The sequence below is a fragment of the Azospirillum sp. A23 genome (genome assembly GCF_042938965.1).
In the GTDB taxonomy this organism is placed as follows: domain Bacteria; phylum Pseudomonadota; class Alphaproteobacteria; order Azospirillales; family Azospirillaceae; genus Azospirillum; species Azospirillum melinis.
The window spans coordinates 1,148,905-1,174,523 of sequence record NZ_CP170666.1; the positions used below are offsets into that span (position 1 = coordinate 1,148,905).

A 25,619-nucleotide genomic window follows, 5' to 3' on the forward strand; every position below is an offset into this window, starting at 1 on the left:
CAAAGCAGACGAACCGTTGTCCTGCAAAGGTTCTGATCGGCCTGACCGTGGGGATAGGGGGCGGCGCCGCATCCAGGCCGAGATCAGTGCTGCAAAATCTTGGCGAGGAACTGGGCGGCGCGCTCCGAGCGCTGGGTCTCGAAGAACTCGGTCTTGGTGCAGTCCTCGATGATGCTGCCATGGTCCATGAAGATCACCCGGTGGGCGACCTTGCGGGCGAAGCCCATCTCGTGGGTGACGCAGATCATCGTCATGCCCTCGTTCGCCAGCTCGACCATCACGTCGAGCACCTCGTTGATCATCTCCGGATCGAGCGCCGAGGTCGGCTCGTCGAACAGGATGGCGATGGGGTCCATCGCCAGGGCGCGGGCGATGGCGACGCGCTGCTGCTGGCCGCCGGACAGCTGGCCGGGGAACTTGTGCGCCTGGGTCGCCAGCCCGACGCGCGCCAGCAGCGCCTCGCCCTTCGCCTCGGCCTCCGCGGTCTGGCGGCCCAGCACCTTGCGTTGCGACAGGGTCAGGTTCTGCATGATGGTCAGGTGGGGGAACAGCTCGAAATTCTGGAACACCATGCCGACGCGGGCGCGCAGCGCCGACATTTTGGTGCCCGGCGCGCCGACATCCATGCCGTCCACCTGGATGCGGCCCGACTGGAAGGGTTCCAGCCCGTTGACGCATTTGATCAGCGTCGACTTGCCCGACCCGGAGGGGCCGCAGACCACCACCACCTCGCCCTTCCGCACGGTGGTCGTGCAGTCCTTCAGGACCTGGAAGGTGCCGTAGTTCTTGCTGACATTCTCGATGGCGATCATGGGGACTTCTCTTGGCGATGGGCGGCGCCATGGCGCCGGGCGTTGAATGGATGAGGAAACGGTTCAGCCGAACCGGTCGATCAGGAAAGGCGTCGGGTCGATGTCGGTGCGGCCGTCGAGCAGCAGGTCGGCGGTCATGCGAGCGACGACCGGCGCCAGCGTGAAGCCGTTGGATGTCACCGTGTTGAAGAAGCCCGGCAACCCCGGCACCGGGCCGAGGATCGGTGCACCGTCGATGTTGATGTTCATCGCCGCCCAGGCGCGCACCACATGCAGCCCGGCGATCTGCGGCAGCACATGGCGGGCGACCCACAGATTGCCCTCGATGCTGGAGCGCGACACCGTGTTGAAGCGGCGCGCCGGATCGAAGACGGCGGTCCAGGCGCCGCCGATGATCAGCCCGCCGGTGACCGCCTGCTTCAGGCTGAGATGGCGGTCAGCATGGGCGACCAGCTGGCCGACCAGCTTGGGCGCCGGCTCGGTGACGATCATCTGCAAGGGCGCGCTGTGCACCGGCACGTCGATGCCGACCAGCCGCCCGGTCTCGCGCGCCCACGGGCCGCTGGCGTTGACGATCTGTTTGGCGCGGATGCGGCAGCGCGAGGTCTCGACCCGCCAGCCGCCGCCCTCGACGGACGGCAGTGCGGCGATGCCCGTGACATTCACCCCGCGCAGGAAGCGGGCGCCCTGGCGGCGCGCCTGCTCCAGCACCGCATAGGTGGCGCGCAGCGGGTTGATCTTGCCCTCCTGCGGGGCGTATTCGGCACCGATCAGCCCGTCCGACAAGGCGGGGGCGAGCCGGCGCAGCTCGGCCGCGTCGATGATGGCGTTCTCGACGCCGTAGCGCCGCTCCAGCGCCGCCTTGGCGCGCAGGAACTCCATGCCGGCCGGGCTGTCCGCCACCATCAGCCCGCCGGTGACCGCCAACTCGAAGTCGGCCCCGCAGGCCGTCTCCAGTTCCCGCCACAGCGCGATGGAGCGCGGGCCGAGCGTCAGCGTCGCCGCCGCCGGCCCGCCGCCCGCCTCGGCCTTGGCGCCGAAGTCGAAGGACAGCAGCTGGACATGTAGGCTGCCGGCATTGGCGCCTGACGCCTGCAAATTGGTGTCGCCGCGCTCGACCACCAGCACGTCGCGCCCGGCCTGGGTCAGGTAGTAGGCGAGGCAGGAGCCGACCACGCCGCCGCCGACGATCAGGATCTCGGCCTCCTGGTCGGGCAGCGGGCCGTCCTCCAGCGGGCGGGCGAGGTTGGGGGTGATGGCGCGCTGGTGGCCGCCCCATTCCGGCTTTTCGAAGGCGAAGGCCCCGGCCGGCGTCGGCTTGGCCGGCAGGCGCGGCGCCAGATACTGCTCGGGCGCCCGCTTCCTGCCGGTCGTCTGCTCCAGCAGCAGGGCGGCGGTGGCGGCGCAGTAGCGGCCCTGGCAGCGCCCCATGCCGAGCCGGGTGTTGCGCTTCAGCGCCGCGAGGCTGTCATGGCCGGCGGCGATCTCGGCGCGGATCCGGCCGAAGGTGACCTCCTCGCAGCGGCACAGCATCGCCTCGTCGGGCACGGTGTCGAGCCGCGGCGGCGGCGCCCGGTAGATCGACCACAGCGCCGCCTGGAACCCCTCGGCCCGCCGCAGGTCGGCCAGCGCCCGCCGGCTCTCCTCCGGGTCGCTGTCGGTCAGGCCGAGCTGGGTGGCGGCGGCGATGCCGGCGAGGCGTCCGCGCGCCTGCGCCACCGTCGACCCGCCGAGATCGACACCGTCGCCGACGGCGAAGACCCCCGCCACGCTGGTGGCACCGTCCACCGCGATCTCGGTGGCGAGATAGCCGAGATGGCGGTCTTCGACCAGCCGGTGGGCGCAGCCGAGCGCGCGGGCGATCTCGGTCGAGGGGATGAAGCCGTAGCCCAGGCACAGCGCGTCGGCGGCGACGGTGACCGCCTCGCCCAGCCGGGAAGCGCCGTCGGCGCCGAGCGGGGCGTAACGCACCCGCTCCAGCCGCCCCTCTCCTTCCGCTGCCCCCTCTGCCGCAACGATGCCGTGCCCCCACAGCACCGGCACCCCGGCACGTCGCAGCCTCAGCAGATAGCGGGCGCCGTCGCCGATCAGGCCGGGGGCGGCGCGCAGCGCGGTCAGCATCTCCCGCCACTGGGGGGGCGACGGGCGCGGCGCGCTCTCCAGCACGGCGGCCACGTCAACGCCTCCCTCCACCAGTTCGCAGGCCAGCTGCAGGTTGAGCGGACCGTTGCCGGCGATCACCACCCGGCGGCCGGGCGCCACGCGGTAGGCGCGCGCCAGGGTCTGCCCGGCCCCGGTCGTCATCACGCCGGGCCGCGTCCAGCCCTCGAAAGGCGCCGGCCGCTCATAGGCGCCGCCGGCGATCACCAGCCGGCGCGGCCGGTAGACGGTCTCCCGCCCGGCAACGACCGCGACCACCTCGTCGGGGGCATGGGCGCCCCACACCGTCGCCTCCTGGACGATGGCGGCGCCGGCCGCCTTCGCCGCGTCGAGCAGGGCGAGGCCGGCGCGGAACTGGCGGTCGGTCGGCCGGTCGGCGCGGTGCGAGGGGGCGAGCGGCTTGAAATACTGCCCACCGCTCTGCGGCCGCTCATCCAGCACCACCACGTCGGCACCGCGCCGCGCCGCCGCTTCGGCCGCCGCCAGACCGGCCGGGCCGGCGCCGATCACCAGCACATCGACCGCCCGCTCCTCCGGCGCGTCGCCCACCGGCGGCGGCACCAGCGGGGCCAGCGGATCCTCCGGCGTGCCGGCCGGCGGCTGCGAGCGGATGGTCTGGCCGTCGGCCACCTTGGTCAGACAGGCGCGCTGGCTCGCCTTGCCGTCCACCGTCACCAGACATTCGAAGCAGGCGCCCATGCCGCAATAGAGGCCGCGCCGCCCGCCGTCGCGGCTGTGGCGGTAGGCGGCGACGCCGTGCGCCGCCAGGGCCGCCGCCACCGTCTCCCCGGCCAGCGCGGGAATCCGCTCGCCGTCATAGGTGATCTCGATGGGGGCGCCGTTGCGGCGGACGCTTGGATGTTCGAGGCGCATGGGCGGTCGGCTTTGTCCGGATGCGGTGGAAAGCGCTTTTCGAGGCTGCGTCAATTAGCGCTGGATTCCTGTATACAGGTAGTATACGAGTAGTATTTAGGCAAGGTCAAAAATTAGGCAGGAGCTTGGGGGAACCCATGACGGCATTGCGCGGCACCTACACGGTCCTCATCACCCCCTTCACCGCCGATGGCGGCGCGGTGGATGTTCCGGCCTTGAAGAAGCTGGTGAACTGGCAGATCGAGCAGGGCATCCACGGGCTGATCCCGCTCGGCAGCACCGGCGAGTTCCTGTCGATGACCCCGGAGGAGCGGGCCCAGGTCATCGAGATCTGCGTGACCGAGGCGGCGGGCCGCGTGCCCGTGCTGATCGGCACCGGCGCCGAATGGACGCGCGACGCCGTCGCGCTGGCCAAGGAGGCGGAAAGCATGGGCGCCGACGGGGTGATGGTGATCCCGCCCTATTACAGCTCGCCGACGCCCGACGAGCTGTTCGAGCATTACCGCCGCATCGGCGAGGCGATCTCGCTGCCGGTGATGATCTACAACAACCCGGCGACCGCCAACGTCGACCTCACCCCGCCCATCGTCGCGCGGCTCAGCGAGATCGACAACGTCCTCTACATCAAGGAATCGACGCTGGAGGTGACGCGGGTCCGCGACATCATCGAGCTGTGCGGCGACCGCATGACGGTGTTCGCCGGCATCCTCGGCTACGAATCCTTCTGGCTCGGCGCCCAGGGCTGGGTCGCGGTCTGCTCCAACCTGATCCCGCGCGATTCGGCCCGCCTGTTCGAGCTGGTGGCCGACCATGGCGACAAGGAGCAGGCGCTGGCGCTCTACAAGAAGATGCTGCCCATCGTCCGCTGGGTCGGCGGCCACCGCTACGTCGCCGCCTCCAAGACCGGGCTGGGCATGATGGGGCTGCCGGTCGGCGACCCCCGCGCGCCGCGCCTGCCGCTGCCGGAGGCCGACGCCGAGGCCCTGCGCGCCGATCTGGCGGCCTACGGCCTGATCGACTCCCTCGCCTGACCGCTTCGCCCGATTCCGAGATCCGAACACCAGAAAAGGGATTTACGATGACCATTCGCACGCTGCTGATCGCCGCCGGCCTGACCCTGTTCGCCCTTCCTGCTGTTGCCCAGACTGCCTGCAAGCCGGCGGTCGCCGATTCCGAGCTGGTCAAGCCCGGCACGCTGGTGATGTCGACCAACCCGACCCTGCCGCCGATGCAGTTCGTCGACAGCAGCGGCCAGCTGAAGGGCATGCGCATCACGCTGGGCAACGAGATCGCCAAGCGCCTGTGCCTGACGCCGGAATATGTCCGCATCGAGTTCTCGGCGATGATCCCCGGCCTCCAGGCCGGCCGCTGGGACCTGATCAACACCGGCATCTTCTGGACCGAGGAACGGGCCAAGATGATGCCGATGATCAATTATGAATCGCAGGCGATCAGCATCTCGGTGACCAAGGGCAACCCACTGAAGATCGCCAAGCCGGAGGATCTGTCGGGTCGTCCGGTCGGTGTCGAGCTGGGCGGCTTCGAGGAGCGCAAGCTGCGCGAACTCGACAAGATGGTGGTTGCCAAGGGTCTGAAGCCCATCGAGATCAAGACCTTCGACAATTTCGCCACGGCCTATCAGGCGCTGCGCGCCGGCCAGACCGAGGCGTCGGTTGCCATCGACCCGACGGCGGCCGAATACGCCAAGCGCGGCGATTTCGAGCGCGCCCTGCACGGCCTGTTCCCGACCCCGGTCGCCCTGGCGATGAAGAGCAAGACGCTGAGCGAGGCCGTGGTCGGCGTCCTCAACGACATGCAGAAGGACGGCTCGTACAAGACGCTGATGGAAGAATACGGCCTGCTGCCCAACGACGGCGCCTTCAAGGTCAACGGCCCCGGCATGTGAGACGGGAAACGCGGGCGGCGGCGGGCATGTCCCCGCCGCCGCCCGCGCATCGGACAAGAGTGAAAGGGTGACGGAATGACCAGCGGCTGGAACTGGGACGGTTTCTTCGAGTACCTGTTCAACGGGTACCTGTTCAGCGGAGCGATCACCACCCTGTGGCTGACGCTGGCGGGCATCGCCGGCGGCCTCGTGCTCGGCTGCGTGCTGGCGCTGCTGCGGCTGTCGCCCTATCGCTGGGTCGCACGGGTGGCGCAGACCTACATCTGGGTGTTCCGCGGCACCCCGCTGCTGGTCCAGCTCATCATCATCTACACCGGCCTGCCGCAGATCGGCATCAAGCTGTCGGTGACGGAATCGGCGCTGATCGGCCTGATCCTCAACGAGGCCGCCTATCTGGCCGAGATCATCCGCGGCGGCATCCTCGGCGTCGCCGCCGGGCAGAGCAACGCCGGCCGCGCGCTCGGCCTGAATTCGGCCCAGGTGATGGCCTACATCGTGCTGCCGCAGGCCGTCCGCATCATCATTCCGGCGCTGGGCAACAGCGTGAACGGGCTGCTGAAGACGACCTCGGTGACCTCCGTCATCTCGATGGAGGAGCTGCTGCGCAGCACCCAGCTGCTCATCCAGGAGCGCTTCATGGTGCTGGAGCTGTTCACGGTCGCCGCGCTCTATTATCTGCTGATGACCTCGCTGTGGGACATCGTCCAGCGCCGCATCGAGCGTCATTTCGGCCGCGCCTACCGCAACATCGCCATCGTCGACGGCCAGTGAAGGGCGCTCTGCCATGAGTCCTCCCCTCCCCCCGGCCCCCTCCCCGGCCCTCCCGCCATCCTCCCGGACCGCCAATCTCGGCGACCGCGCCTTCGGGCACCTGCGCGAGCTGATCCTCAGCCGCGAGATCCCCGGTGGCGCCGAAGTGCCGGAGGGGCGGCTGGCCGAGCGGCTGAACGTGTCGCGCACGCCGATGCGCGAGGCGCTGGTCCGGCTGGTCGGCGAGGGGCTGCTGGAGCGCACCAGTGAGCGCAGCTACCGCGTCCGCATCGTCTCGGCCCGCGAGTTCTTCGAATGCATGCAGATGCGCGAGCTGCTGGAGTGCCACGCCATCGAAACCGCGGTGCCGCTGGTCGGCGACGCCGATCTGGCCGAGCTGCGGCGCGGGCTCGACGCGCTGGAGGGCGGCGAGGACGACATGCAGCACTGGCTCTACGACAACCATTTCCACAGCTTCTTCGCCCGTGTCAGCGGCAACGCGACGCTGGCCGAGACCATCACGCGCATGCGGGTGGTCGCCCGGCTGTTCCGCATCTCCAGCAGTTTCCACCGCAAGGGCGAGATCGACACGGAGCACCGGGCGGTGCTGGACGCGGTGGAGCGGCGCGACGCCGCCGCCGCCAAGGCCGCCATGCTGGCGCATCTGCGCAACCTCCAGGACGACGCCCGCCGCGCCATCGCCGCCGAGGCCAATCCGGGCGGCTATTTCCTGTAATCCCGGTTTTTTTGTGATCCCGGCAACCGCAAGACCCGTCCTTCGGGACCGAGGGAGAGTTCCATGCCGCAGTTCGACACCGTAATCCGCAACGGCACGCTGGCCACCGCGTCCGACGTGTTCGCAGCCGACCTCGGCGTGATCGGCGGCCGCATCGCCGCCATCGGCGCCGGGCTCGGGCCGGGCGCCCGCGAGATCGATGCCACCGGCAGGCTGGTGATGCCCGGCGGCGTCGACGGCCATTGCCACCTCGACCAGCCGACCAGCGACGGCTCGCAGTCGGCCGACGATTTCGAGACCGGCACGCGCTCGGCTGCCTGCGGCGGCACCACGACGGTCATCCCCTTCGCCTGCCAGTTCAAGGGCCAGTCGCTGCGCGACGCGGTGACCGACTACCACCGCCGGGCCGACGGCAAGGCGGTGATCGACTATGCCTTCCACCTCATCGTCAGCGACCCGACCGACCAGCTGCTCGGCCAGGACCTGCCGGCGCTGATCCATGACGGCTACACGTCGTTCAAGATCTACATGACCTACGACGACATGAAGCTCAACGACCGGCAGGTGCTGGAACTGCTCAGCGTCGCCCGGCGCGACGGCGCCATGGCGATGATCCATGCCGAGAACGCCGACTTCATCGGCTGGCTGACCGACAAGCTGCTCGCCGCCGGCCACACCGCGCCGCGCTACCACGCCGATTCCCGGCCGATGCTGGTGGAGCGCGAGGCGACCCACCGCGCCATCGCCATGGCCGAGCTGGCCGACGTGCCGATCCTGATCGTCCATGTCTCCGGCCGCGAGGCCATCGAGCAGATCCATTGGGCGCAGGGCCGCGGCATGCGCATCTACGCCGAGACCTGCCCGCAATACATGGTGCTGACCGAACACGACCTGCACGGCCACGGCATGGAGGGGGCCAAGTGCATCTGCTCTCCGCCGCCGCGCGACAAGGCCAACCAGGCGGCGGTCTGGGACGCGCTGGCCGGCGGCACCTTCCACATCGTGTCGTCCGACCACGCGCCCTTCCGCTACCAGGACCCCAAGGGCAAGATGCTGCATGGCGCCGACACGCCCTTCAACTGGATCCCCAACGGCGTGCCGGGCATCGAGACGCGGCTGCCGATCCTGTTCTCGGAGGGGGTGAAGAAGGGCCGCATCAGCCTCCAGCGCTTCGTCGAGCTGTCTTCGACCAATCCGGCCAAGATGTACGGCCTGCACCCGTGCAAGGGCAGCCTCGCCATCGGGGCCGACGCCGACATCGTCATCTACGATCCGGACCGCAAGGTGACCATCACCAACGCCATGCTGCACCACAATGTCGACTACACCCCCTACGAGGGGCTGGAGGTGACCGGCTGGCCGGAGACCGTGCTGTCGCGCGGCGAGGTGGTGGTGGTGGGCGGGACCTGCGTGGCGCAGCCCGGCCGCGGCGCCTTCCTGCGCTGCGACACGCCGGATCTGGCACGGCCGAAGGTCGGCGCCGCCTGAAAAGACGACTGCCCTTTCCTGAATTTCAGACACGAGGATCACCGACCATGGACGCCCTGACTATCACCGCCGGCCCCTTCACCTTCGGCGCCCGCTTCGAGACGGCCGCCGCGCCGAAGACCTGCGCCAAGTTCCGCAGCCTGCTGCCCTACGAAGGCCAGATCGTCCATGTCCGCTGGAGCGGCGAAGGGGTGTGGATTCCGCTGGGCGACACCGATTTCGGCCTCGGTTACGAGAACCACACCAGCCACCCGGCGCCGGGCCAGTTCATCCTCTATCCCGGCGGCATCAGCGAGACCGAGATCCTGCTGGCCTATGGCGGCGTCCAGTTCTCCAGCAAGATGGGCCAGCTCGCCGGCAACCACTTCATCACCATCACCGACGGGCTGGAGAATCTGGCGGAACTCGGCAAGCGCACCCTGTGGCAGGGCGCGCAGCCGATCCGCTTCGAACTGGCCCGCTGACGCGGCAGAGGACATTGACGGTCGGAACGACCTCGGCAGCCGGGCCTGGGCGGTGACGGTGCCGCGGTCCGTTTCCGGCCCGTCCGTCAGGACGGGACGGGCTCCGGAGCCACGTCGTCGAACCGCCATTTGAGCCGCACGCCCCCCTCGCCCGTCGGCGCCAGCGCCGGAATGGCGGAGAGCAGCCGCCGCGTGTAGGCATGGGACGGACGGTCGAAGACGGTGTCGCGGTCTCCCTGTTCGACGATGCGACCGTCCTGCATGACAACGACCCGGTCGGCGATCTGTTCGACCACACCGAGGTCGTGGCTGATGAACAGGCAGGAAAAGCCGTGCCGCGCCTGGAGGTCGGCGAACAGCTCCAGCACCTGGGCGCGCACCGTCACGTCGAGGGCGGAGACCGGCTCGTCGGCGATGACAAAAGCCGGACGGCGGACCACCGCGCGGGCGATGGCGACGCGCTGGCGCTGGCCGCCCGACAGCTCGTGCGGGTAGCGGTCGGCAAAAGGTCCGGCGAGGCCGACTTCCGACAGCACCTCGGCCACCCGGTCGGCCTTCTCGCCCCGGCCCATGGCTGGCACGGTGCGCAGGGCCTCGCCGACCAGCGCGCCGATGGTCATCCGCGGGTCGAGCGAGGAATAGGGGTCCTGGAAGACCATCTGGCAGTTGCGGCGGTAATCGGCCCATCCCGGACCGCCCGCCCCGATCGGCCGGCCGGCATAGCGGATGGTCCCGCCGCTGGAGGGCAGCAGCCCGGCGATGGCGCGGCCCAGCGTCGTCTTGCCCGAGCCCGAGCCGCCGACCAGCGCAACCACCTCCCGCGGCATGATCGACAGCGACAGGCCGTGCAGCGCGCGCTTGCCCGCCTCCTTGCGGAACAGGCCGCGGCGGCCGCCATACTCGACGACGAGGTCCCGGACCTCGATGATCGGCGTTGCGGCGGGCGGAATGGGCCGCGCCGGCAGGCGGCGCGGCATCGCCGACAGAAGGGCTCGGGTGTAGGGGTGCTGCGGCGCGCGCAGCAGCTCGTCGCTGCGCCCCTGCTCGACGATCTCGCCCTTGCGCATGACGATGATGCGGTCGGTGTAGCGCGCGACCATCGACAGGTCGTGGCTGATCATCAGCACCGCGGTCCCGTGCGCCCGCGTCAGCCCGACCATCAGTTCGAGAACGTCGCGCTGAACCACGGCATCGAGCGCCGTCGTCGGCTCGTCGGCGATCAGCAGCGCCGGCTGGAGGAGCATGACCGAGGCCAGCATGATCCGCTGGCGCATGCCGCCCGAGAACTGGTGCGGGTAGGAGGCGAGCGACCCGTTGGGATCGGCGATGCCGACCCGCCGCAGCATGTCGAGCACCAGGGCGCGCCGCCCGTCGGCGGACAGCGTGCGCTGGTGCACGGCCAGCCCCTCCTCCAGCTGCCGGCCGATGGTCATCGACGGGTTGAGGGAGGTCATCGGCTCCTGGAAGACCATGCCGATGCGGCCGCCACGCAGGTCGCGCAGGTCCTTCGGCGACAGGCCGGCGAGGTCGCGGCCCTCGAAGCGGATGGTGCCGGCGGTGCGGCGGATCGCCGGCGGCTGGAGCGCCATGATCGAGCGCGCGGCCAGCGTCTTGCCGCTGCCGGATTCGCCGACGATGCCGACGATCTCGCCCGGCGCCACCGCGAAGCTGACGCCGCGGACGACCTCCGTACCGGTGGCTGCGACGCTGAGGCTCAGAGTCTCCACGTCGAGAAGGGCGCCGGAAGAAATGATGTCGGTCATGTCAGGAGGCCCCTCTCATGCGCGGATCGAGCCTGTCGCGCAGCGCGTCGCCCAGCAGGTTGATGCCAAGCAGGGTCAGGGAGATGCAGAAGCCGGGGAAGATGGCGAGCCAGACCGCCTGGGCGATGAAGGGCCGGCTTGCCGCCAGCATGTTGCCCCAGGTCGGCGCCGGCGGCGGCACGCCCAGCCCAAGGAAGCTGAGCGCGCTTTCGGCCAGCAGCACCCAGCCGAACATCGACGTGGCCAGCACGATCATCGGCCCGACGCAGTTCGGCAGGATGTGGCGCAGGACGGTGTAGAGTTCCGAGTTCCCCATCACACGCGAGGCCTCGACGAACTCGCGCTCGCGCAGCGACAGCACCGTCCCGCGCACGATGCGGGCGACCGAGGGGGTGTAGGCGAGGCCGAGGGCGACGATGATCCCGGAGCTGTTGGCGCCGGCCACCGTCAGCAGGCCGAGCGCCAGCAGGATCGCCGGAAAGGCCAGAAGGGCGTCGTTGAACGCCATCAGGATGCGGTCGGTCCAGCCGCGCACATAGCCGGAGACCAGGCCGACCGCGGTGCCGAGCAGGCCGGCCGCCGCGACCGTGGACAGGCTGATCAGCATGCTGGTCGCCGCCGCCGCCATCAGGCGGCTCAGCACGTCGCGGCCGAACTCGTCTGTGCCCAGCCAGTGGGCGGCCCCCGGCGGAGCCAGCCGGCCGACGAAATCGATCTTGAGCGGGTCGTAGGGAGTCCAGACCGCGCCCAGCACCGCCCCGACGACGACCGTGCCGATGATCGCGCCGCCGAGGACGACGTTGAGGGAAAGCCGTTTCATTCCGCGGTCACCCTGGGATCGAAGAGCGGATAGAGCAGATCGACCACGAGGTTCACGGCCACGTAGACGAAGGCGACGAACAGCAGGCAGCCCTGGATGACCGGATAATCGCGCGCGAAGATCGCGTCGACGAGCAGACGGCCGAGCCCCGGAATGGTGAAGACCGTCTCGACCACCGCGATGCCGCCCAGCAGGTTGCCGAGCACCAGCCCGATCAGCGTCCAGGTCGGCCCGAAGGCGTTCTTGAAGGCATGCCGCCACAGCACGGCGGATTCGGACAGCCCCTTGGCGCGGGCATGGGTGATGTAGTCGAGACGCAGCACCTCCAGCGTGCTGGCGCGGGACATGCGGATCAGCACCCCCATCTCGTGCAGGAACAGGGTCATCACCGGCATGACGATGTAGAGCAGGGCCGCTCCCGGATCCTCGGAGAAGGACACGTAGCCGACGACGGGAAGCCAGTTGAGCTGCAGGCCGAGGAAGAGCAGCAGCAGCAGGCCGAGCCAGAAGGTCGGGATCGAATAGAGCAACGTCGCCGTTCCGACCAGGAACAGGTCGGTGGCGGTGTTCTGGCGCCACGCGGCGATCATGCCGGCCGGCACCGCGAACAGGCTGGCCAACAGCACGGCGATGAGAACGACACGCGCGCTGATCCAGAAGCGGTCAAGCACCAGCGGCAGGACCGGCTGGTTGGAGGTGATGGATGTGCCGAGGTCACCGTGCAGCACGTTGCCGAACCAGATGCCGAACTGGACCGGCAGGCTCCGGTCGAGGCCCAGCCGCTCATGCAGGTCGGCGAGGCTGGCCGGGGTCGCGAGATCGCCGAGCATCAGTGCGGCGGGATCGCCCGGTATGAGGCGGATCAGCACGAAGACCGTCACCGCCATGATCAGCAGCGTCGGCACCGCCATGGCGATCCTTTTGAACACGAAATGCAGCACACCCGTCTCCTCTGCGCGGCGGGACCCTGCTACCGGGACTCCCGCGACCTCACCCATGCGCGGACGATCAGTTCCCGACCACCCTGGCGCCCCAGACGCGCGCCTTGCCTTCCCACGGGTCGGCTCCTTGGACACGCTTGGTGTGGGCCCAGGCTTCCTGGCCGTTGGAGAAGATGATCAGCGGAGTCGCCTCCATCTGCCGCTTGTGCAGCTCATCGAAGATCGCCTGGCGCTGCGCCTCGTCGGAGATGGTGGACACCTTCGTGATCAGGTCCTGCACCGCGGGATCGTCCCAGATCTTGCGCGGCTGGCTGTCCTTGGGGCCCGAGAACTGCTCATAGCTCAGTGCCGGGTCGAGGCGCCCGGAATAGGAGAAGGACATCATCTGGTAATTGCCGGTGTTGTAGCGGTCGAGCTGCGTCACCCATTCGAGCACTTCGATCTGGGCGTTGATGCCGACCGCCTGCATCATCGCCTGGGCGATCACCGCTGCGTTGAAGCTGGGGACATGGACGCGCTTGTTGGCGATGATCCTGATGGGCTCGCCCTTGTAGCCGGCCTCCTTGAGCAGCGCCTTCGCCTTGGCCGGGTCGTAGGTGTAGCCCTTGGCCTGGACGGCGTCGTAGTAGGCGGAGGTGACGGGAACGCCGGAATTGTTCGGCTTGCCCTCGCCATTCGTCACGGCGGCCACCAGCTGCGGGATGTCGAGCGAGGCGGCGATCGCCTGACGCAGCTTGACGTTGCCAAGCAGCGGGTCACGCGTCTGGAACAGGAAGGTGTGCTTGGTGGTGGACGGGTAGAAGCCGGCCTCGACCGTCTTGGTCTTGTTCAGCTCCGGCACGTCGGTTTCCAGCACCTGGGCCACGTCCACCGCGCCGGAGGCCAGCGCCGCCTTGGCGGTGGAGGCGTCGGGAACCACCAGGAACTTCACCGAGGCGAGCGCCGTGCGCTTGGCCCCGACCATGCCGTCGGGCTTGTCGCCCGGCGGCGACTGATAGCCGTCGAAGCGAGCGACCGTCACATACTCGCCGCGACGCCATTCGCCGAAGCGGAAGGGGCCGGTGCCGACCGGCTTGTCCCAGCTGCCGTCGGGCTTCAGCGAGTCCTTGTGGAGGATGGCGGTGCCGCCGCAGTCGGTGCGGGCCAGGGCGTCGAGGAACAGCGCGCTGGCGTGATCGAGCGTCATGGTGACGGTGCGGTCGTCCGGCGCCTCGACCTTCTCGACCTTCAGGCCGTTCCGCCCGTCGAAGTCGGAGCGGCAGCGCCAGTCCGTCTTCGGATCCATATAGCGGTTCCAGCTCCACAGCACGTCCGCCGAAGTCAGCGGAGCGCCGTTGTGGAAGGTCACGCCCTGGCGCAGGCGGAAGCTGTAGGTCTTGCCGTCGTCCGACCGGTCGACCGATTCCGCAAGCAGCGGTGCCACCGAGCCGTTTGCGCGGTAGCCCACCAGCCCCTCGACCATGTGCAGGACGACGGCGTCGGTGTTGTCGTCCCGGTTCACGCCCGGATTGGTGCTGCGGATGTCGGCGTTCAGCGCGACGGTGATGCTCTGGGCGGAGGCGGTCGCCGCTCCAGCCGCCAGCGCCGTGCCCAACAGGGCTGCCAGGAACCTCGTCATCGACCTACCCCTCTGTTCATGCGTCATTGTCGTTGAACGCCGGCCTGTTTGCCGGCCGGCGCGTAAAGGCTAGGAACCACCTGCCGCCGGCCCGGCAGCCCCGGGCGGCGGACGCACGCGGATCGCCATGCCGTCCCGCTGCGGATCGGCGCCACCGCTGCAGACCCCGCCGTCGATGCGGATGCCGTGCAGGGCGGCGAAGGCATAGCTCTGCCATGACCGCTTCACCGCATAACCCTGCTCCGTCAGCGCATCGGTGACCGAGCGGCGGATGCGGTTCGACACGTCGATGGTGTTGGAGACCGCCATGACGCGCGGGGCGCTGACCGCCTCCAGCATCGGCATGCCGAAGTCGATCACGTTCATGATGCCCTGCGCCATAGCCGGGGCGATGTAGCTGCCGCCCGGCGCCCCCATCACCACGAAAGGCCGGTCGCCCTTGAAGACGATGGTCGGCGCCGCGGAGCTGGCGCGCCGCTTGCCCGGCGCGATGGAGCCGGCGCGCCCCGGCCGCGGGTCGAAGCGGGCCATGGTCCCGTTGTACATGAAGCCGAGACCGTCGGTGATGGCGCCCGACGGGCTGCCCAGCGTGTGCGTCAGGGCGACGGCATTGCCCTGGGCATCCACCACCGAGATGTGGGTGGTGTCGCGGCTGGATTTGTCGAGCCGCGAGACCTCCGCCCGGTTGCCGGCGCGGATGTCCTCGGCCAGCGCCCCGCAATAATCCTTGGCGATCAGCCGGTCCACCGGGACCTCCACATAGGCCGGGTCGCCCATGTGCCTGTCCTTGTCCACCGTCATCCGCTTCATCGCCTCGGCGAGCAGGCGGACATGTTCGGCCGAACCATGCTCCAGCGCGCCGATGTCGAAATTCTCCAGGATGTGGAGAAGCTGGAGCATCGGGAAGCCGCTGGCCGGCGGCGGGCTGGTCGAGATGCGGTGCCCGCGATACTCGCCCCAGACCGGCGCCGCGGTCGAGACCTCGTAGGCGGCGAGATCGTCGAGACCGATCAGCCCGCCATGCGCCGCCATGTCGGCGGCGATCTCCTCCGCAATCTCGCCGCGGTAGAACAGGTCGGGTCCGCCCGCCGCGATCCGCTCCAGCGTCCGCGTCAGGTCGGGGCTGAGGACGAGATCGCCGGGGCGCTTCACCGTCCCGTCGGGCCGGAAATAGATGTCCCGGCCGGTGCGGCTGTGGCGCAGCTTGTCGATGGTGTCGACCTCGCCGCTGCCGCTCTGGTCGAGCGACCAGTACCAGTGGACATGGGGCCGGACCATGAAGCCGCGCCTGGCCTGGGCGATGGCCGGGGCCATCACGTCGGCCCAGTCGAAGGTCCCGTAGCGGCCGAGCGCCTCGGCATAGCCCTTCAGGCTGCCCGGCGTGCAGACGGCGAGATGGCCGATCTCGCTGATGCCGCCTTCGAGCAGGAAGCCGAAGCCGTCGCGCGTCTGGCCGAGCAGCAGGTCGGTCCACATGTCGGGCCGGGCGGCGAGCGGGGCGCGGGCGTAGAATTCCAGGATGTCGTGGACGCCGCGTCCCGGCATGTAGACCTGCATCGAGCCGAAGCCGCCGATGCCCGACATCTGGGGATCGACGACTCCCTGGACGAAGGCGCAGGCGATGGCCGCGTCGACGGCGTTGCCGCCGCGCTCCAGCACCTCCGCCCCGGCTTCCGCCGCCTCGGGCTGCGGGGCGACGATCATCGCGTCCCCGATCCGCTCTGCCACCATGATCGGCCCTCCTCTCAGCCCCTGGCCGCGCGGCGGCGCTTCAACATGTCGGCGAAGAAGTCCTGGACATGGCCGACCACCTTGTTGCCGTCATGCGGGACGTTGGGGACCAGATCGAAGCGGACCTGCATGCCGGCGGCCTCGAAGGAGCGGCGCAGGCTGTCGAGCCGCTCCGGCCGGGTGCGGCCCGCGTCGTTGGCGCCGGGCATCCAATGACGGCCGCCCTCGCGGTGGGTGATTTCCCAGGTCTCCAGATCGGCGGCGCCGACCACCATCTGGACCGGAACCGACGCCATGGCCGTAGGATCGGCCTCGATGCCGAAGCGCGCCTTCATGTCGCGCACGCCGACCCACCAGTCGCGAGTCGGGTCGAGCAGCGTCACCGACCCCGGCGCGCCGATGGAGACGGCCCACAGCCGCTGCGGCCGCAGAAGGAAGAAGCGGTTGGCGAAATGCCCGCCGCCGGAATAGCCGAACAGGGCGAAGCGGGAGACGTTGAAGCCGTAGCGCTCCCCGACCTCGTCGACGATCGACAACAGCACATCGTCGTACCGGATGTCGGCTTCCTGCATGTACTTGAAGCCATCGCGGTTGCCGTCGCCGCGCACCCCCACCGGGAACAGCGGGCAGAGGATGGCGCAGTTGTTCCAGCGGCCGAAGTCGGCGAAGGCGTCGCGGTAGGCCATGAAGGCGCGGCCGGTCCCGTGCATCACCACCGCAAGGTCCGGGGCGACGCCCTCGACCGGCGGCGGAACGTAGAGGCAGTAGGAAAAGCGCGGATCGTGCCGGCTGGCGAACACCGTGGTGTGGCCGAGGTCGTAGATTTGCCGGCCGCGGTCCTGCGGGACGCCGGCATCGGCACCGGCACCTGCCTGGGCACCGGCGGGACCGCCCGGAGGCGCGTCGAGGAGAGTCATCGCGGTTCCAATTGGTGTAGAAATTGGCGCCAAAATTGGTTACACATTGCCGGCGCGTTGGCAAGGGGGCAATTCCGTTTTTCCGATGATCGGTGGGCACAGCGTTCCGCCGGTCCGGATGGAACGAGGTGGCGAGTGGATTCCGATGGAGGGGAAATTCCCGGACATCCGTTGCCGCCTGCGCGGGGCCGCCTTACGATACGGCGCGCCGGCTCCGGTGCCGTCTTCGGCGCCGCCGGAGCGATGGTTCAGACAGAATGCGAGGTCACCTGCGTCCCATGAGCGTCAAAGCGGATCCCGCCACCGGCAGCCTCGTCGACCGCATGGCGCGCGACATCCAGGCCGGCGTCTTCGCGCCGGGAATGTGGCTGAAGCAGATCGACCTGGAAAACCGCTACGAGGCCAAACGGATGGAGGTGAGGCGCGCGCTCGACCAGCTCGCGCTCAAGCGGCTGGTGCGGCATGTGCCGAACCGGGGCTACCATGTCCACACTCCCGACGACCGCCAGGCCGAGGAGGTGCGCGAGGTCCGGCTGATCCTGGAGACGGCGGCGGCGGGCAGCGTGGTCGCCAATGCGACCGCCGCCGACATCGCGGCGCTTCGTGCGCTCGCGCAGCGCTTCGCCGACCTCATCCTGGAAGGGACGCTGCTCGACCTCTACGAGGCCAACATCGCCTTCCACGCCAAGCTCCTGGCGCTCGGCTCCAACCGCGAACTGATCAACATCGTCTGGGAATTGCGGGGGCGCGGCCCCTCGGCTCCGGTCACGCAATGGAAGACCCGCGCCCGCATCGAGCAGTCGAGCCGCGAACATTTCCACATGGTCGAAGCCATCGCGGCCGGCGACGCCGGCGCGCTGCGCCGGCTGACCGCCGACCATATCCTGCAGACGGAGGAGCGCCAGCCGACGCAGGGAGACGGCGGCGCGTGATCGGGACAATCGCGTTTGAGAACATGTTTGTAGCCGGGGCATACGGGCCGGTGCGGAACGGCGGCCAACACGGTCTGGACAGAAGCTGGCACTGACCGGACCGACTTTGCGGAAAGCGATTCTTCCGCCGGCTGCCGCTATGTGGCCGCGTGCTCTTCGATGCTATCGACGCGCTCCGGATAAAACGCCAAATGTTCGCGGATGGCGGCCACGGCGGGATAGGGAGTCTCGTAGGTCCAGACAGCGTTGACCGCGACGCGATCACCCACGCGCAGGCTGTAGTAAGTGGCATCGCCCTTGTAAGGGCAATGCGTCGTGTGCGCCGTGCGCTCGAAGGCCGTCATGTCGGCATCCGCGCGGGGAATATAGTGGACCACGGGCAACTTCGCCTCCGTCAGCGTCAGGGCGCGTGCCGTGTCGGCGACCACCCGGCCGGCGAAGACGACACGGATCCGATTCGGGTTGGGGATGATCGTGATGGGATGCTCGGGGCCGGGAATCTTCACAGCGATACTCCTTGCTCGCCAGTGGTCGCGCCGGTCATGGCGCAGCCATCGTGCCATATACCAGCGACTCTTGATCGCGACCCGTCAGGATCAAGAGCGTCAGCGGCAGGAGCCGGCCGCTTGTGACCGTGGTGTCGCACATCGGCGGCCGGTGCTTTCGCCATGCTACTCTGGGCGGCATGACGGAGCGTTGTCCCTGTTTCACATCCGTGCCACAGGCGGCTCCACCGATGAAAGAATGGATCTCAATGAGCATGCAGCCATGGGAAGGACGTGACCGGCTGGTCGCGATCGACATCGAGACGACCGGACGGCGCCTGCCGAGCCTCCAGGACATCCGTAAGGCGCCCAAGGGCCTGCGTCAGCCCGGCATCATCATCGAAATCGGGTGTCTCGAACTCGTCCGCGAGGGCGATGGCTGGAGGAAAGCGCGCAGTTGGGAGGCGCGGGTCAACCCCGACGCCCCTCTCCATCCCGACGCCATCAAGGTGCACGGCATCAAGCCCGCCGACCTGAAGGCGGCGCCCCGCTTCCCCGAGGTGGCCGACGCGCTTCTCGCCTTTCTGGGCGAGGATCTTCTGGTGGCCCATGCCTATGAGAACGAGATGGACTTCCTGAACTACGAGTTCGCGCGCTGCGGACGCGCCGCATGGGGTGCCGACACGTTCCCGGCGGACCGGTTCATCTGTACCAAGGAGATGTCGCACGCGGCCTTCCCCGGTGCTTCCGGCTCGCTCGATGCGCTGTGTGATCGGCTGTGGCTCGACCGGAGTGATCGCTTCGCCCACCATGGCGCGCTGCTCGACGCAGACCTGACGGCTGACGCCTTCGTCAAAATGGCATTGGGAGATACCGGCCCGCGCGACGCCGTGTACGAGTGAGGCACAGCGCCGGGCATCCGGATATCGTGCCGCGCGCCCCTGACGGGCGGAAGGCGTCAAGGTCGCGTATCGGGCCGGCTTGCGCTGAACGGGGCGCTGTCACGTGATCGGTGGCGGCGCGCCTGTCGCGGCATTGTCTTGCTCGGATGCCGCCGCTCTCGTATGCCCGCCACCAATTGGCTGGCCGCGACCGCAGCGCCGTGACGCAGTCGGCGGATGCCAGGTTCTTCGCAGGCCGGTTCAGTTCGCGTGACAATGCCTCCGTTGCGGTTCGGATGGACCAATCAAGGTCGGCCGGCGGCAAGCAGCAGCGCTTCGGCGTCGGCCACGGACAGCGGGCGGGCGAACAGGCAGCCTTGAGCATAGTCGCAGCCGATCCGGGTCAGGACCGCCCGCTCCTCTTCGGTCTCGACCCCTTCGGCGACGACCTCCAGCCCGATGCGGTGGGCCAGCTCGACGATGCCGCGCAGCAGCGATTCCTGCCTGGGATCGCTGCCGAGCGCGCTGACGAAGCTCTTGTCGATCTTCATGATATCGAAGGGCAGGCTGCCGAGGTGCGACAGCGAGGAATAGCCGGTGCCGAAATCATCCATGCACAGCGCCACGCCCAACGCATGAAAGCGTTCCAGGATGGCGCGGGCCTGATCATGGTCGGCGACGGTCATGCTCTCCGTCACCTTGACCTTCAATCCGTCGGCACGGCCGCCGGCCAGAAACGCCAGCATGTCGTCGACATAGCGTTCGTCCCACATCTGGCGGGCCGACAGGTTGACGTTGACGGTCAGGGCGGCACCCCCGGCCATCCGGCGCCAGCGACCGAGCTGCTCCACCGCCCGTTCCAGCACATGGCGGCCGAGAGGCAGGATCTGGCCGGTCTCCTCGGCGATCGGGATGAACTGGGCCGGGCTGACCGGACCGAGGTCGGGGTGGCGCCAGCGCACCAGCGCCTCGAACCCGGTGAGCCGGTCGTCGGGATGGACGTGGGCCAGCAGGGCGGCGAGGCCGGGATCGCCGTCGTCGGCCGGCAGATGGAGCATCTGGCGCAGGCGGGCCGACAGGTAGAAGTCTCCGCTCTCCAGGTCCCAGTCCCACAGCCCGTCGTTGGTCGCGGCGGCGGCCATGGCATAGCGGCGCTCGCTCTCGCCCAACCGGCGTGTCTTCTCCTCGATGGCGGCGAACAGATCCCGCAGGGCGGTCCGGCTGTCCTCCAGGCTGCGGCCGAGCAGACCCAGCTCATCCCGCCGGAAGCTCGCTTCACGCCGCCGGCCCCAGCCCTGGAACGGGCGGTCGAGATCGCGGCGGGCCAGACGGCGGGCGTCCTCCACCAGACGGCCGAGCGGGCCGACGATGCGGCTGCGGGTGAACCACACGGCGGTCCCGGCCAACGCCAGGACCAGCACGGCGATGACGCCGCCGACCGCCATCAGCCGTTGCAGGGCCTCGATGTCGGTCAGGGTGGCGGCCGGTCAGCCGCGCACGCTGCGCACTCAAATGGCTGTTCAGCGCCGCCAGCCCTTTGACCGCGTCGCGGCGGCAGGCGTCGAACGCCTCCGCCGGGATGGCCGCCGCCGGATCCTCCATCTGCACCTGGATGGCGTTGAGAAAGGCGGCGATGGCGGCGATGGCCCGCGCCTCGTCCTCGCCGGGGGTGACGATGTCGCGGTAGATCGCAAGATTGGCCCGCGACAGCGCCAGAGCGCGGTCCAGCGCCGCATGGTCGCCTGCCGCATGGCCTGCCGTGCCGGCCTGCGCGCCCTCGCGGAAATGGTCGATGACGCCGCCCAGGCCGAGATGCCCGCGGACCTCCGACAGCGCGTCCGACCTGGTGGCGGCCTGCAGGTCGTAATCGCGCCAGCCGTCGGCCACCCTGTCCATGCCCTGCATCAGTTGCAGCCCGACCGCCAGCATCACGGCCAGACAGACGACCAGGGCCGCCGCCAGCAGCAGCGCCGAGCGGGCGATGGTCAGGGTCCGGCGGCCCGTTCCGGAGCCGCTTCCGGGGCCTGCCCTGTCATGCATGGCACCGGGCAGGGCTCCGGACTCTTCACTGACGATGTCGGTCACCCCGGTCTTCCCTCCACCCTCTGGAAATCACGCGCGCAACGCCTGGGAGAAGCTGTGCGCCGCCCCTTCCAGCCGCTTGGTCTCGCTGCCCAGCGATTGTGCGGAGGAGAACATGCTTTCCGCAACCATTCCGGCCTGTTCGGCTGCCTGCGCAACCTCGGAAATCGCGGCGCTGACCGCGCCGGCCGCACCGGCGGTCTCCTGGATGTTGCGGGCGATCTCGCGCGTCGCCTCGTCCTGCTGGGTGACGGCGTCGGCAATCTCCTGCGCCATGCGGCAGACCTGCCCCAGGCTGCCGCCGATGCCCTGGATGGCGTCGACCGCGCCGTCGGTGGCGCTGCGGATCGTCGCGATCTGCTGGGTGATGTCCTCGGTCGCCCGGGCGGTCTGGTTGGCGAGGTTCTTCACCTCCTGCGCCACCACGGCGAAGCCCTTGCCGGCCTCCCCCGCCCGTGCCGCCTCGATGGTGGCGTTCAGCGCCAGAAGGTTGGTCTGGCTGGCGATGGCGTTGATCAGCCCGACCACCTCGCCGATGCGCTGCACCGCCTCGGCGAGGCTGGCGACGGTGGCGGAGGACCGGTCGGCCTGTTCGACCGCCGCCGTGGTCATGGCGACCGAGCCCTGCACCCGCTGGCCGATCCCGGCGATGGAGGCCGACAGCTCCTCGGTGGCGGCGGCGACCGCCTGGACCGTTCCGGCGGTGCGGGCGGCGGCGGCAGAGACCTCCTGCGTGCTGCCGATGGTCCGGCTGGAGGAGGAGGCCAGATCCTGCCCGGTGCGGTGAAGCGTGCCGGCCCGCCCGGCCAGCGCGGCGGCCAGCGAGCCGATCTCCGCCTCGAAGGAACGGAGATTGCGTTCCAGCGCCTCCTGGCGCCGGCGGGCCTCTTCGGCTTCGGCGCGTTCACGGTCCCCGGCGGCGCGCAGCCGGACCAGCCCGTCGCGGAACACCTCGACGGTGCCGGCCATGGCGCCGATCTCGTCGCGGCGGCCGACCAGCGGCACGGCGCTGTCCAGATCGCCGCCGGCCAGACGCTGCATAGAGGCGGCAAGCCGGGCCAGCGGACGGACGATGCGATGATGGGTGAACCACAGGAACAGGCTGGCGATGGCGACCAGCAGCACCAGCGCCACACTGCCGCCGATCAGGACCGTGCCGGTCAGGCCGGCGATGCCCTGGCGGTTGGCCTCGCCGAGAGCGGCGCGCGCCCGCGTCAGCTCGCCGTTCAGCGTCCGCATCGCCGCCACCGCCGGCGCAGTGTCGAGTGCCGCGGTGCGGGCCAGCCGGTCGAGCGGGGTGTGCGCCGCCACCGCGGCCTCCGCCTCCGTCAGTTTGCTGTCCATTTGCGCCATCGCCGCGGCGATGCTGTCGAGGGCCTTTTCCTCCGCCACGCTCAGCTCGCCGGCATAGCGGTAGACCTCCAGATTGGCGGCAGCGGATTTCAGGCTCTGCCGGACGTCGGCGGCGCGGGCGGGATCGCCGCTCAGCAGATAGTCGCCGAAACGGTGGATCACCCCGCCGAAGCCCAGCGCGCCGCGCAGGTCGGACAGGGCGTCGGCCTTGGCCGCGGCGCCCAGGTCGTAGGCGTTCCAGCGCTCGTCGACCTGCCGGATGCCCTGCACGGTGACGAGGCTGACCGCCAGCACCAGCGCCAGCACGGCGACCAGCCCGGACGACAGCAGCCAGCCGAGCCGGGCGATCCGCCGGTGGGCGGAGAGCGGAAACCTGTTCTGGTGGCTGTTCTGGTGGCTGTTCTGGTGGCTGCTCTGGTGGCTGTTCTCGACGGCGGTCATTGACGGTCTCCCATCCGGCGGCGGCTGAGGTGAAGGAGCCAGCGGTCGACCGACAGCCGTCCGCCGCCGCGAACGATCAGGCCGGCGAGCAGCAGCATCCAGAAACAGTGCTGCGGGTTGCTGAAGGCCGGGTTTGCCGTACCCAGCACGAACTGGATCGTCAGCGCCATCGCCAGCAGCGGCAGCGCCGCCAGCCGCGTCGCCAGACCCAGCACCAGCAGGACCGGCATGGTCAGCTCGGTGGCGGCGGCCAGCAGGGCGGCGATATCCGGCGGCATGATCGCGGAGGTCCGGCAGCCGGGCGAGCCGGGCGGGGTGCTGCGCCCAGGAAGGCGTCCGGGGACTTGCGGGCGATGACGTCATGGGTCGTTCCCTTCGCGTCCGGTGAGGGAGGGGCGCCGGTCCAGCGCGAAGCCGGCCAGCAGCCGGTTCTGCAACAGCAGCGCCAGCAGGGATTGGAGGTTGGCGCCGGCGGCGGCCTCGTCCGCGGTGGCCTCGTCCGCAGTGGCCTCGTCCAGGGTGGCGCCGGCCAGCAGCCCGGCGGCGAGCGCGCCGTCGGCCGCGGTCAGCCGGGTGCAGCGCACCTCGCCTTCGCCGCAACCGTCTCCGTCGCCGGGGACGCGGCCGATCAGGACCGCTTCCGGCAGGGGCGCCGGTGTGGCGTCGGCATCCTTCCACAGCGCATGGATGTTCCAGCCCGACCGCACCAGCCGCAGCGAGGGGTGCGGTGCCAGCCGCAGGGAGCCCGCCTGGTCCGGCGGGATGGCGGCGAGCCGGGCGAGGTCGAGCGGTTCGGCGTCGGCGGCGAACAGCGCCTCGTGCATCGCCCAGTCGAGCCGGGCGAGGTCGGGCGCCCAAGCCGGGATTTCGGCGGCCGGTTCCGGGTCGGCAAGCCAATCGGCGAAGCCGGCGCCGTAGCTCCACAGCATTGGCAGGCGGGGCGGCGCCTCCGCCGCGAAACGGCAGGCGAGCATGGTGAAGGGCTGCTCGCCCAATTGTTTGGATAGCGCCCGGCGCAGAGTGGGGTGGGCATGACCGAGAACGGCGACCAGCGACCCCATCACCGTGTTGCGGTAGACCGCCAGCCGCCCGGCCGGCAAATCCGGGCGCAGGGCCGCGGCGACCGCCGGATCGCCGCGCAGCAGATAGGCGGCGAAGTCGCGCTGAAAACCAGCAAGTTTCGCGTCAGCCGGCACAATGGTCCTCCACGATCCTGGCCGGCATTTCGACAGGCCGCATCCGGGCATCGAGCAGCCGCTGCGCCCTGCCCGCCTCGGCCAGCAGACCGTCGAGCGGCGGCAGGTCGTTGTCCCATTCGACCAGCACCGGCCGTGGCCCGATGCGGTCCAGCACCTCGGCACAGAGCGCCATCACAGGCTCGCCGACCGTGCTGCCATGGTCGTCGATCAGCAACTCCTCGCCGCCGAGTGTCACGCGGGCATGACCGGCCAGATGCAGTTCACCGACCGCCTCGGCCGGGATGGCGTCGAGCCACGCCGTCGGATCGAAGCCGAGATTGACCGACGAGACGTAGAGGTTGTTGACGTCGAGCAGCAGGCCGCAGCCGGTGCGGGCGGCCAGTTCCGCCAGGAATTCGGCTTCGGGAATGGCGCTGTCGGCGAAGGCGAGGCAGGCCGCCGGATTCTCGACCAGGATGCGCCGGCCGAAAGCGTCCTGGGCGTGGTCGATGTTGCGGCGGACCCGGTCCAGGCTGTCCTCGGTGTAGGGCAGCGGCAGCAGGTCGTTGAGGTAGGTGGCGTCGGTGACGCTCCAGGACAGATGTTCGGAGATCAGCCCCGGCTCCAGCCGGTCGTAGAGGGCGCGCAGCCGCATCAGATGGTCGGGGTCGAGACCGCCGGCACTGCCCAGCGACAGGCCGACGCCGTGGCAGCTTACGGCCATGTCGCGGCGGACCCGCAAAATGCCGGCAAGACGCGGCCCGCCGGGAACCAGATAGTTTTCCGGATGGATCTCGACCCAGGGGATGGGACAGGGGATGGGACAGCCGGCCGCGACGAACGCCTCCCGATGCGGCTCGCGCAGGCCGATGCCGGCGGCGACCGGCACCGGCCGGGGGAGCGTGGAGGGCGCCGCCGCGGCCATCGCCTCAGCCCTTCTTCTTCGTGTTGGCGCCGTCGAACGGCTTCAGCGATCCCATTTCCTCGGCACAGGTGCCGGCCTTCACCAGCTTCCAGTCGCCGCCGTCAAAGGTCAGGTTGCTGTTGCCGGCGCAGGAATGCAGGCCCTTGGCATGGGCGCAGCCATTCTCGCCCGGCTTGGAGATGCCATAGCATTTCTCCATGTTGGACTGCGCGGCGGCCGGGCCGGCCATCAGGGCCAGGGCACCGGTAAGCGCACCGGCCAGGGCGCCGGCGATCGGGAGCAGGGCCAACGTCTTCGCGGGGGTCTTCGCGGGGGTCTTGGTGGCGGTCATGGTCGTGCTCCTCCGTTGCGGGATGACTGGGG

At 69.7% G+C, this 25,619-nt stretch carries 24 protein-coding genes; 8 read left to right on the forward strand and 16 right to left on the reverse strand.

Features of this window, described 5'->3' with window-relative positions; all coding sequences use genetic code 11:
• Nucleotides 1-83: 83 nt before the first annotated feature.
• A complete protein-coding gene (locus tag ABNQ40_RS14115; protein WP_109046850.1) occupies nucleotides 84-812 on the reverse strand; it encodes an amino acid ABC transporter ATP-binding protein in 729 nt (242 codons plus the stop codon).
• 63 nt (nucleotides 813-875) lie between these two features.
• Nucleotides 876-3,845, reverse strand: a complete 2,970-nt coding sequence (locus tag ABNQ40_RS14120) for an FAD-dependent oxidoreductase (RefSeq protein ID WP_109046849.1) — start codon at nucleotides 3,843-3,845, stop codon at nucleotides 876-878.
• Between the two features lie 137 nt (nucleotides 3,846-3,982).
• Between ABNQ40_RS14120 and dapA the strand changes: the two genes are divergently transcribed.
• The 6 genes from dapA (at nucleotide 3,983) to ABNQ40_RS14150 (ending at nucleotide 9,189) form a co-directional block, all read left to right on the forward strand.
• On the forward strand, nucleotides 3,983-4,876 hold the full coding sequence (dapA, locus tag ABNQ40_RS14125) for a 4-hydroxy-tetrahydrodipicolinate synthase (protein ID WP_109046848.1): 894 nt from the start codon (nucleotides 3,983-3,985) through the stop codon (nucleotides 4,874-4,876).
• 47 nt (nucleotides 4,877-4,923) lie between these two features.
• Nucleotides 4,924-5,751: an ABC transporter substrate-binding protein gene (locus tag ABNQ40_RS14130; protein WP_109046847.1), complete on the forward strand. Its 828-nt coding sequence runs from the start codon at nucleotides 4,924-4,926 to the stop codon at nucleotides 5,749-5,751.
• Between the two features lie 75 nt (nucleotides 5,752-5,826).
• Entirely contained in the window at nucleotides 5,827-6,522 is a 696-nt protein-coding gene (locus tag ABNQ40_RS14135; RefSeq protein ID WP_098737327.1) for an amino acid ABC transporter permease, read from the forward strand.
• Between the two features lie 13 nt (nucleotides 6,523-6,535).
• The gene (locus ABNQ40_RS14140; protein WP_109046846.1) at nucleotides 6,536-7,237 is read left to right on the forward strand and encodes a GntR family transcriptional regulator; all 702 of its coding nucleotides are present in this window, start codon (nucleotides 6,536-6,538) and stop codon (nucleotides 7,235-7,237) included.
• A 63-nt stretch (nucleotides 7,238-7,300) separates the two neighbouring features.
• Nucleotides 7,301-8,725: a dihydropyrimidinase gene (hydA, locus tag ABNQ40_RS14145; protein WP_109046845.1), complete on the forward strand. Its 1,425-nt coding sequence runs from the start codon at nucleotides 7,301-7,303 to the stop codon at nucleotides 8,723-8,725.
• Between the two features lie 47 nt (nucleotides 8,726-8,772).
• The gene (locus tag ABNQ40_RS14150) at nucleotides 8,773-9,189 is read left to right on the forward strand and encodes a DUF3830 family protein (protein WP_098737321.1); all 417 of its coding nucleotides are present in this window, start codon (nucleotides 8,773-8,775) and stop codon (nucleotides 9,187-9,189) included.
• 86 nt (nucleotides 9,190-9,275) lie between these two features.
• Here the strand turns inward: ABNQ40_RS14150 and ABNQ40_RS14155 are convergent, their stop codons facing one another.
• From ABNQ40_RS14155 to ABNQ40_RS14180, 6 genes are all read right to left on the reverse strand, one after another.
• Nucleotides 9,276-10,952, reverse strand: coding sequence for an ABC transporter ATP-binding protein (locus ABNQ40_RS14155; RefSeq protein ID WP_109046844.1), 1,677 nt, complete (start codon nucleotides 10,950-10,952; stop codon nucleotides 9,276-9,278).
• A 1-nt stretch (nucleotide 10,953) separates the two neighbouring features.
• The gene (locus tag ABNQ40_RS14160; protein ID WP_109046843.1) at nucleotides 10,954-11,772 is read right to left on the reverse strand and encodes an ABC transporter permease; all 819 of its coding nucleotides are present in this window, start codon (nucleotides 11,770-11,772) and stop codon (nucleotides 10,954-10,956) included.
• Nucleotides 11,769-12,713, reverse strand: coding sequence for an ABC transporter permease (locus ABNQ40_RS14165; protein WP_199235177.1), 945 nt, complete (start codon nucleotides 12,711-12,713; stop codon nucleotides 11,769-11,771). Before ABNQ40_RS14165 ends, ABNQ40_RS14160 begins: the two co-directional genes overlap by 4 nt.
• A gap of 67 nt (nucleotides 12,714-12,780) precedes the next feature.
• Entirely contained in the window at nucleotides 12,781-14,331 is a 1,551-nt protein-coding gene (locus ABNQ40_RS14170) for an ABC transporter substrate-binding protein (RefSeq protein ID WP_109046841.1), read from the reverse strand.
• Between the two features lie 69 nt (nucleotides 14,332-14,400).
• The gene (ggt, locus tag ABNQ40_RS14175) at nucleotides 14,401-16,047 is read right to left on the reverse strand and encodes a gamma-glutamyltransferase (RefSeq protein WP_109046932.1); all 1,647 of its coding nucleotides are present in this window, start codon (nucleotides 16,045-16,047) and stop codon (nucleotides 14,401-14,403) included.
• A 29-nt stretch (nucleotides 16,048-16,076) separates the two neighbouring features.
• Nucleotides 16,077-16,979: a S9 family peptidase gene (locus ABNQ40_RS14180; RefSeq protein ID WP_247879420.1), complete on the reverse strand. Its 903-nt coding sequence runs from the start codon at nucleotides 16,977-16,979 to the stop codon at nucleotides 16,077-16,079.
• Nucleotides 16,980-17,257: 278 nt separating this feature from the next.
• Between ABNQ40_RS14180 and ABNQ40_RS14185 the strand changes: the two genes are divergently transcribed.
• Nucleotides 17,258-17,911: a GntR family transcriptional regulator gene (locus tag ABNQ40_RS14185; RefSeq protein WP_199235175.1), complete on the forward strand. Its 654-nt coding sequence runs from the start codon at nucleotides 17,258-17,260 to the stop codon at nucleotides 17,909-17,911.
• Nucleotides 17,912-18,048: 137 nt separating this feature from the next.
• On the opposite strand, the gene ABNQ40_RS14190 is transcribed toward ABNQ40_RS14185, so the two are convergent.
• Nucleotides 18,049-18,474, reverse strand: a complete 426-nt coding sequence (locus ABNQ40_RS14190) for a DUF427 domain-containing protein (RefSeq protein ID WP_199235174.1) — start codon at nucleotides 18,472-18,474, stop codon at nucleotides 18,049-18,051.
• Between the two features lie 173 nt (nucleotides 18,475-18,647).
• Here ABNQ40_RS14190 and ABNQ40_RS14195 point away from each other — a divergent pair, with 173 nt between their 5' ends.
• Nucleotides 18,648-19,298, forward strand: a complete 651-nt coding sequence (locus tag ABNQ40_RS14195) for an exonuclease domain-containing protein (RefSeq protein WP_247879419.1) — start codon at nucleotides 18,648-18,650, stop codon at nucleotides 19,296-19,298.
• 284 nt (nucleotides 19,299-19,582) lie between these two features.
• On the opposite strand, the gene ABNQ40_RS14200 is transcribed toward ABNQ40_RS14195, so the two are convergent.
• The 7 genes from ABNQ40_RS14200 to ABNQ40_RS14230 form a co-directional block, all read right to left on the reverse strand.
• Nucleotides 19,583-20,668 (reverse strand): EAL domain-containing protein, encoded by a 1,086-nt coding sequence (locus tag ABNQ40_RS14200; protein ID WP_391347434.1) that lies wholly within the window; start codon nucleotides 20,666-20,668, stop codon nucleotides 19,583-19,585.
• The gene (locus ABNQ40_RS14205; RefSeq protein ID WP_247879418.1) at nucleotides 20,553-21,362 is read right to left on the reverse strand and encodes a hypothetical protein; all 810 of its coding nucleotides are present in this window, start codon (nucleotides 21,360-21,362) and stop codon (nucleotides 20,553-20,555) included. The genes ABNQ40_RS14200 and ABNQ40_RS14205 overlap by 116 nt, the downstream gene beginning before the upstream one ends.
• 27 nt (nucleotides 21,363-21,389) lie before the next feature.
• On the reverse strand, nucleotides 21,390-23,153 hold the full coding sequence (locus tag ABNQ40_RS14210) for a methyl-accepting chemotaxis protein (RefSeq protein ID WP_247879417.1): 1,764 nt from the start codon (nucleotides 23,151-23,153) through the stop codon (nucleotides 21,390-21,392).
• Nucleotides 23,150-23,431, reverse strand: coding sequence for a DoxX family membrane protein (locus ABNQ40_RS14215; RefSeq protein ID WP_247879416.1), 282 nt, complete (start codon nucleotides 23,429-23,431; stop codon nucleotides 23,150-23,152). Before ABNQ40_RS14215 ends, ABNQ40_RS14210 begins: the two co-directional genes overlap by 4 nt.
• A gap of 81 nt (nucleotides 23,432-23,512) precedes the next feature.
• A complete protein-coding gene (locus ABNQ40_RS14220) occupies nucleotides 23,513-24,349 on the reverse strand; it encodes a DNA-binding domain-containing protein (RefSeq protein ID WP_109046837.1) in 837 nt (278 codons plus the stop codon).
• Nucleotides 24,339-25,256, reverse strand: a complete 918-nt coding sequence (locus tag ABNQ40_RS14225; RefSeq protein WP_109046836.1) for a DUF692 domain-containing protein — start codon at nucleotides 25,254-25,256, stop codon at nucleotides 24,339-24,341. The genes ABNQ40_RS14220 and ABNQ40_RS14225 overlap by 11 nt, the downstream gene beginning before the upstream one ends.
• A 4-nt stretch (nucleotides 25,257-25,260) precedes the next feature.
• Nucleotides 25,261-25,587 (reverse strand): DUF2282 domain-containing protein, encoded by a 327-nt coding sequence (locus tag ABNQ40_RS14230; protein WP_109046835.1) that lies wholly within the window; start codon nucleotides 25,585-25,587, stop codon nucleotides 25,261-25,263.
• Nucleotides 25,588-25,619 lie beyond the last annotated feature (32 nt).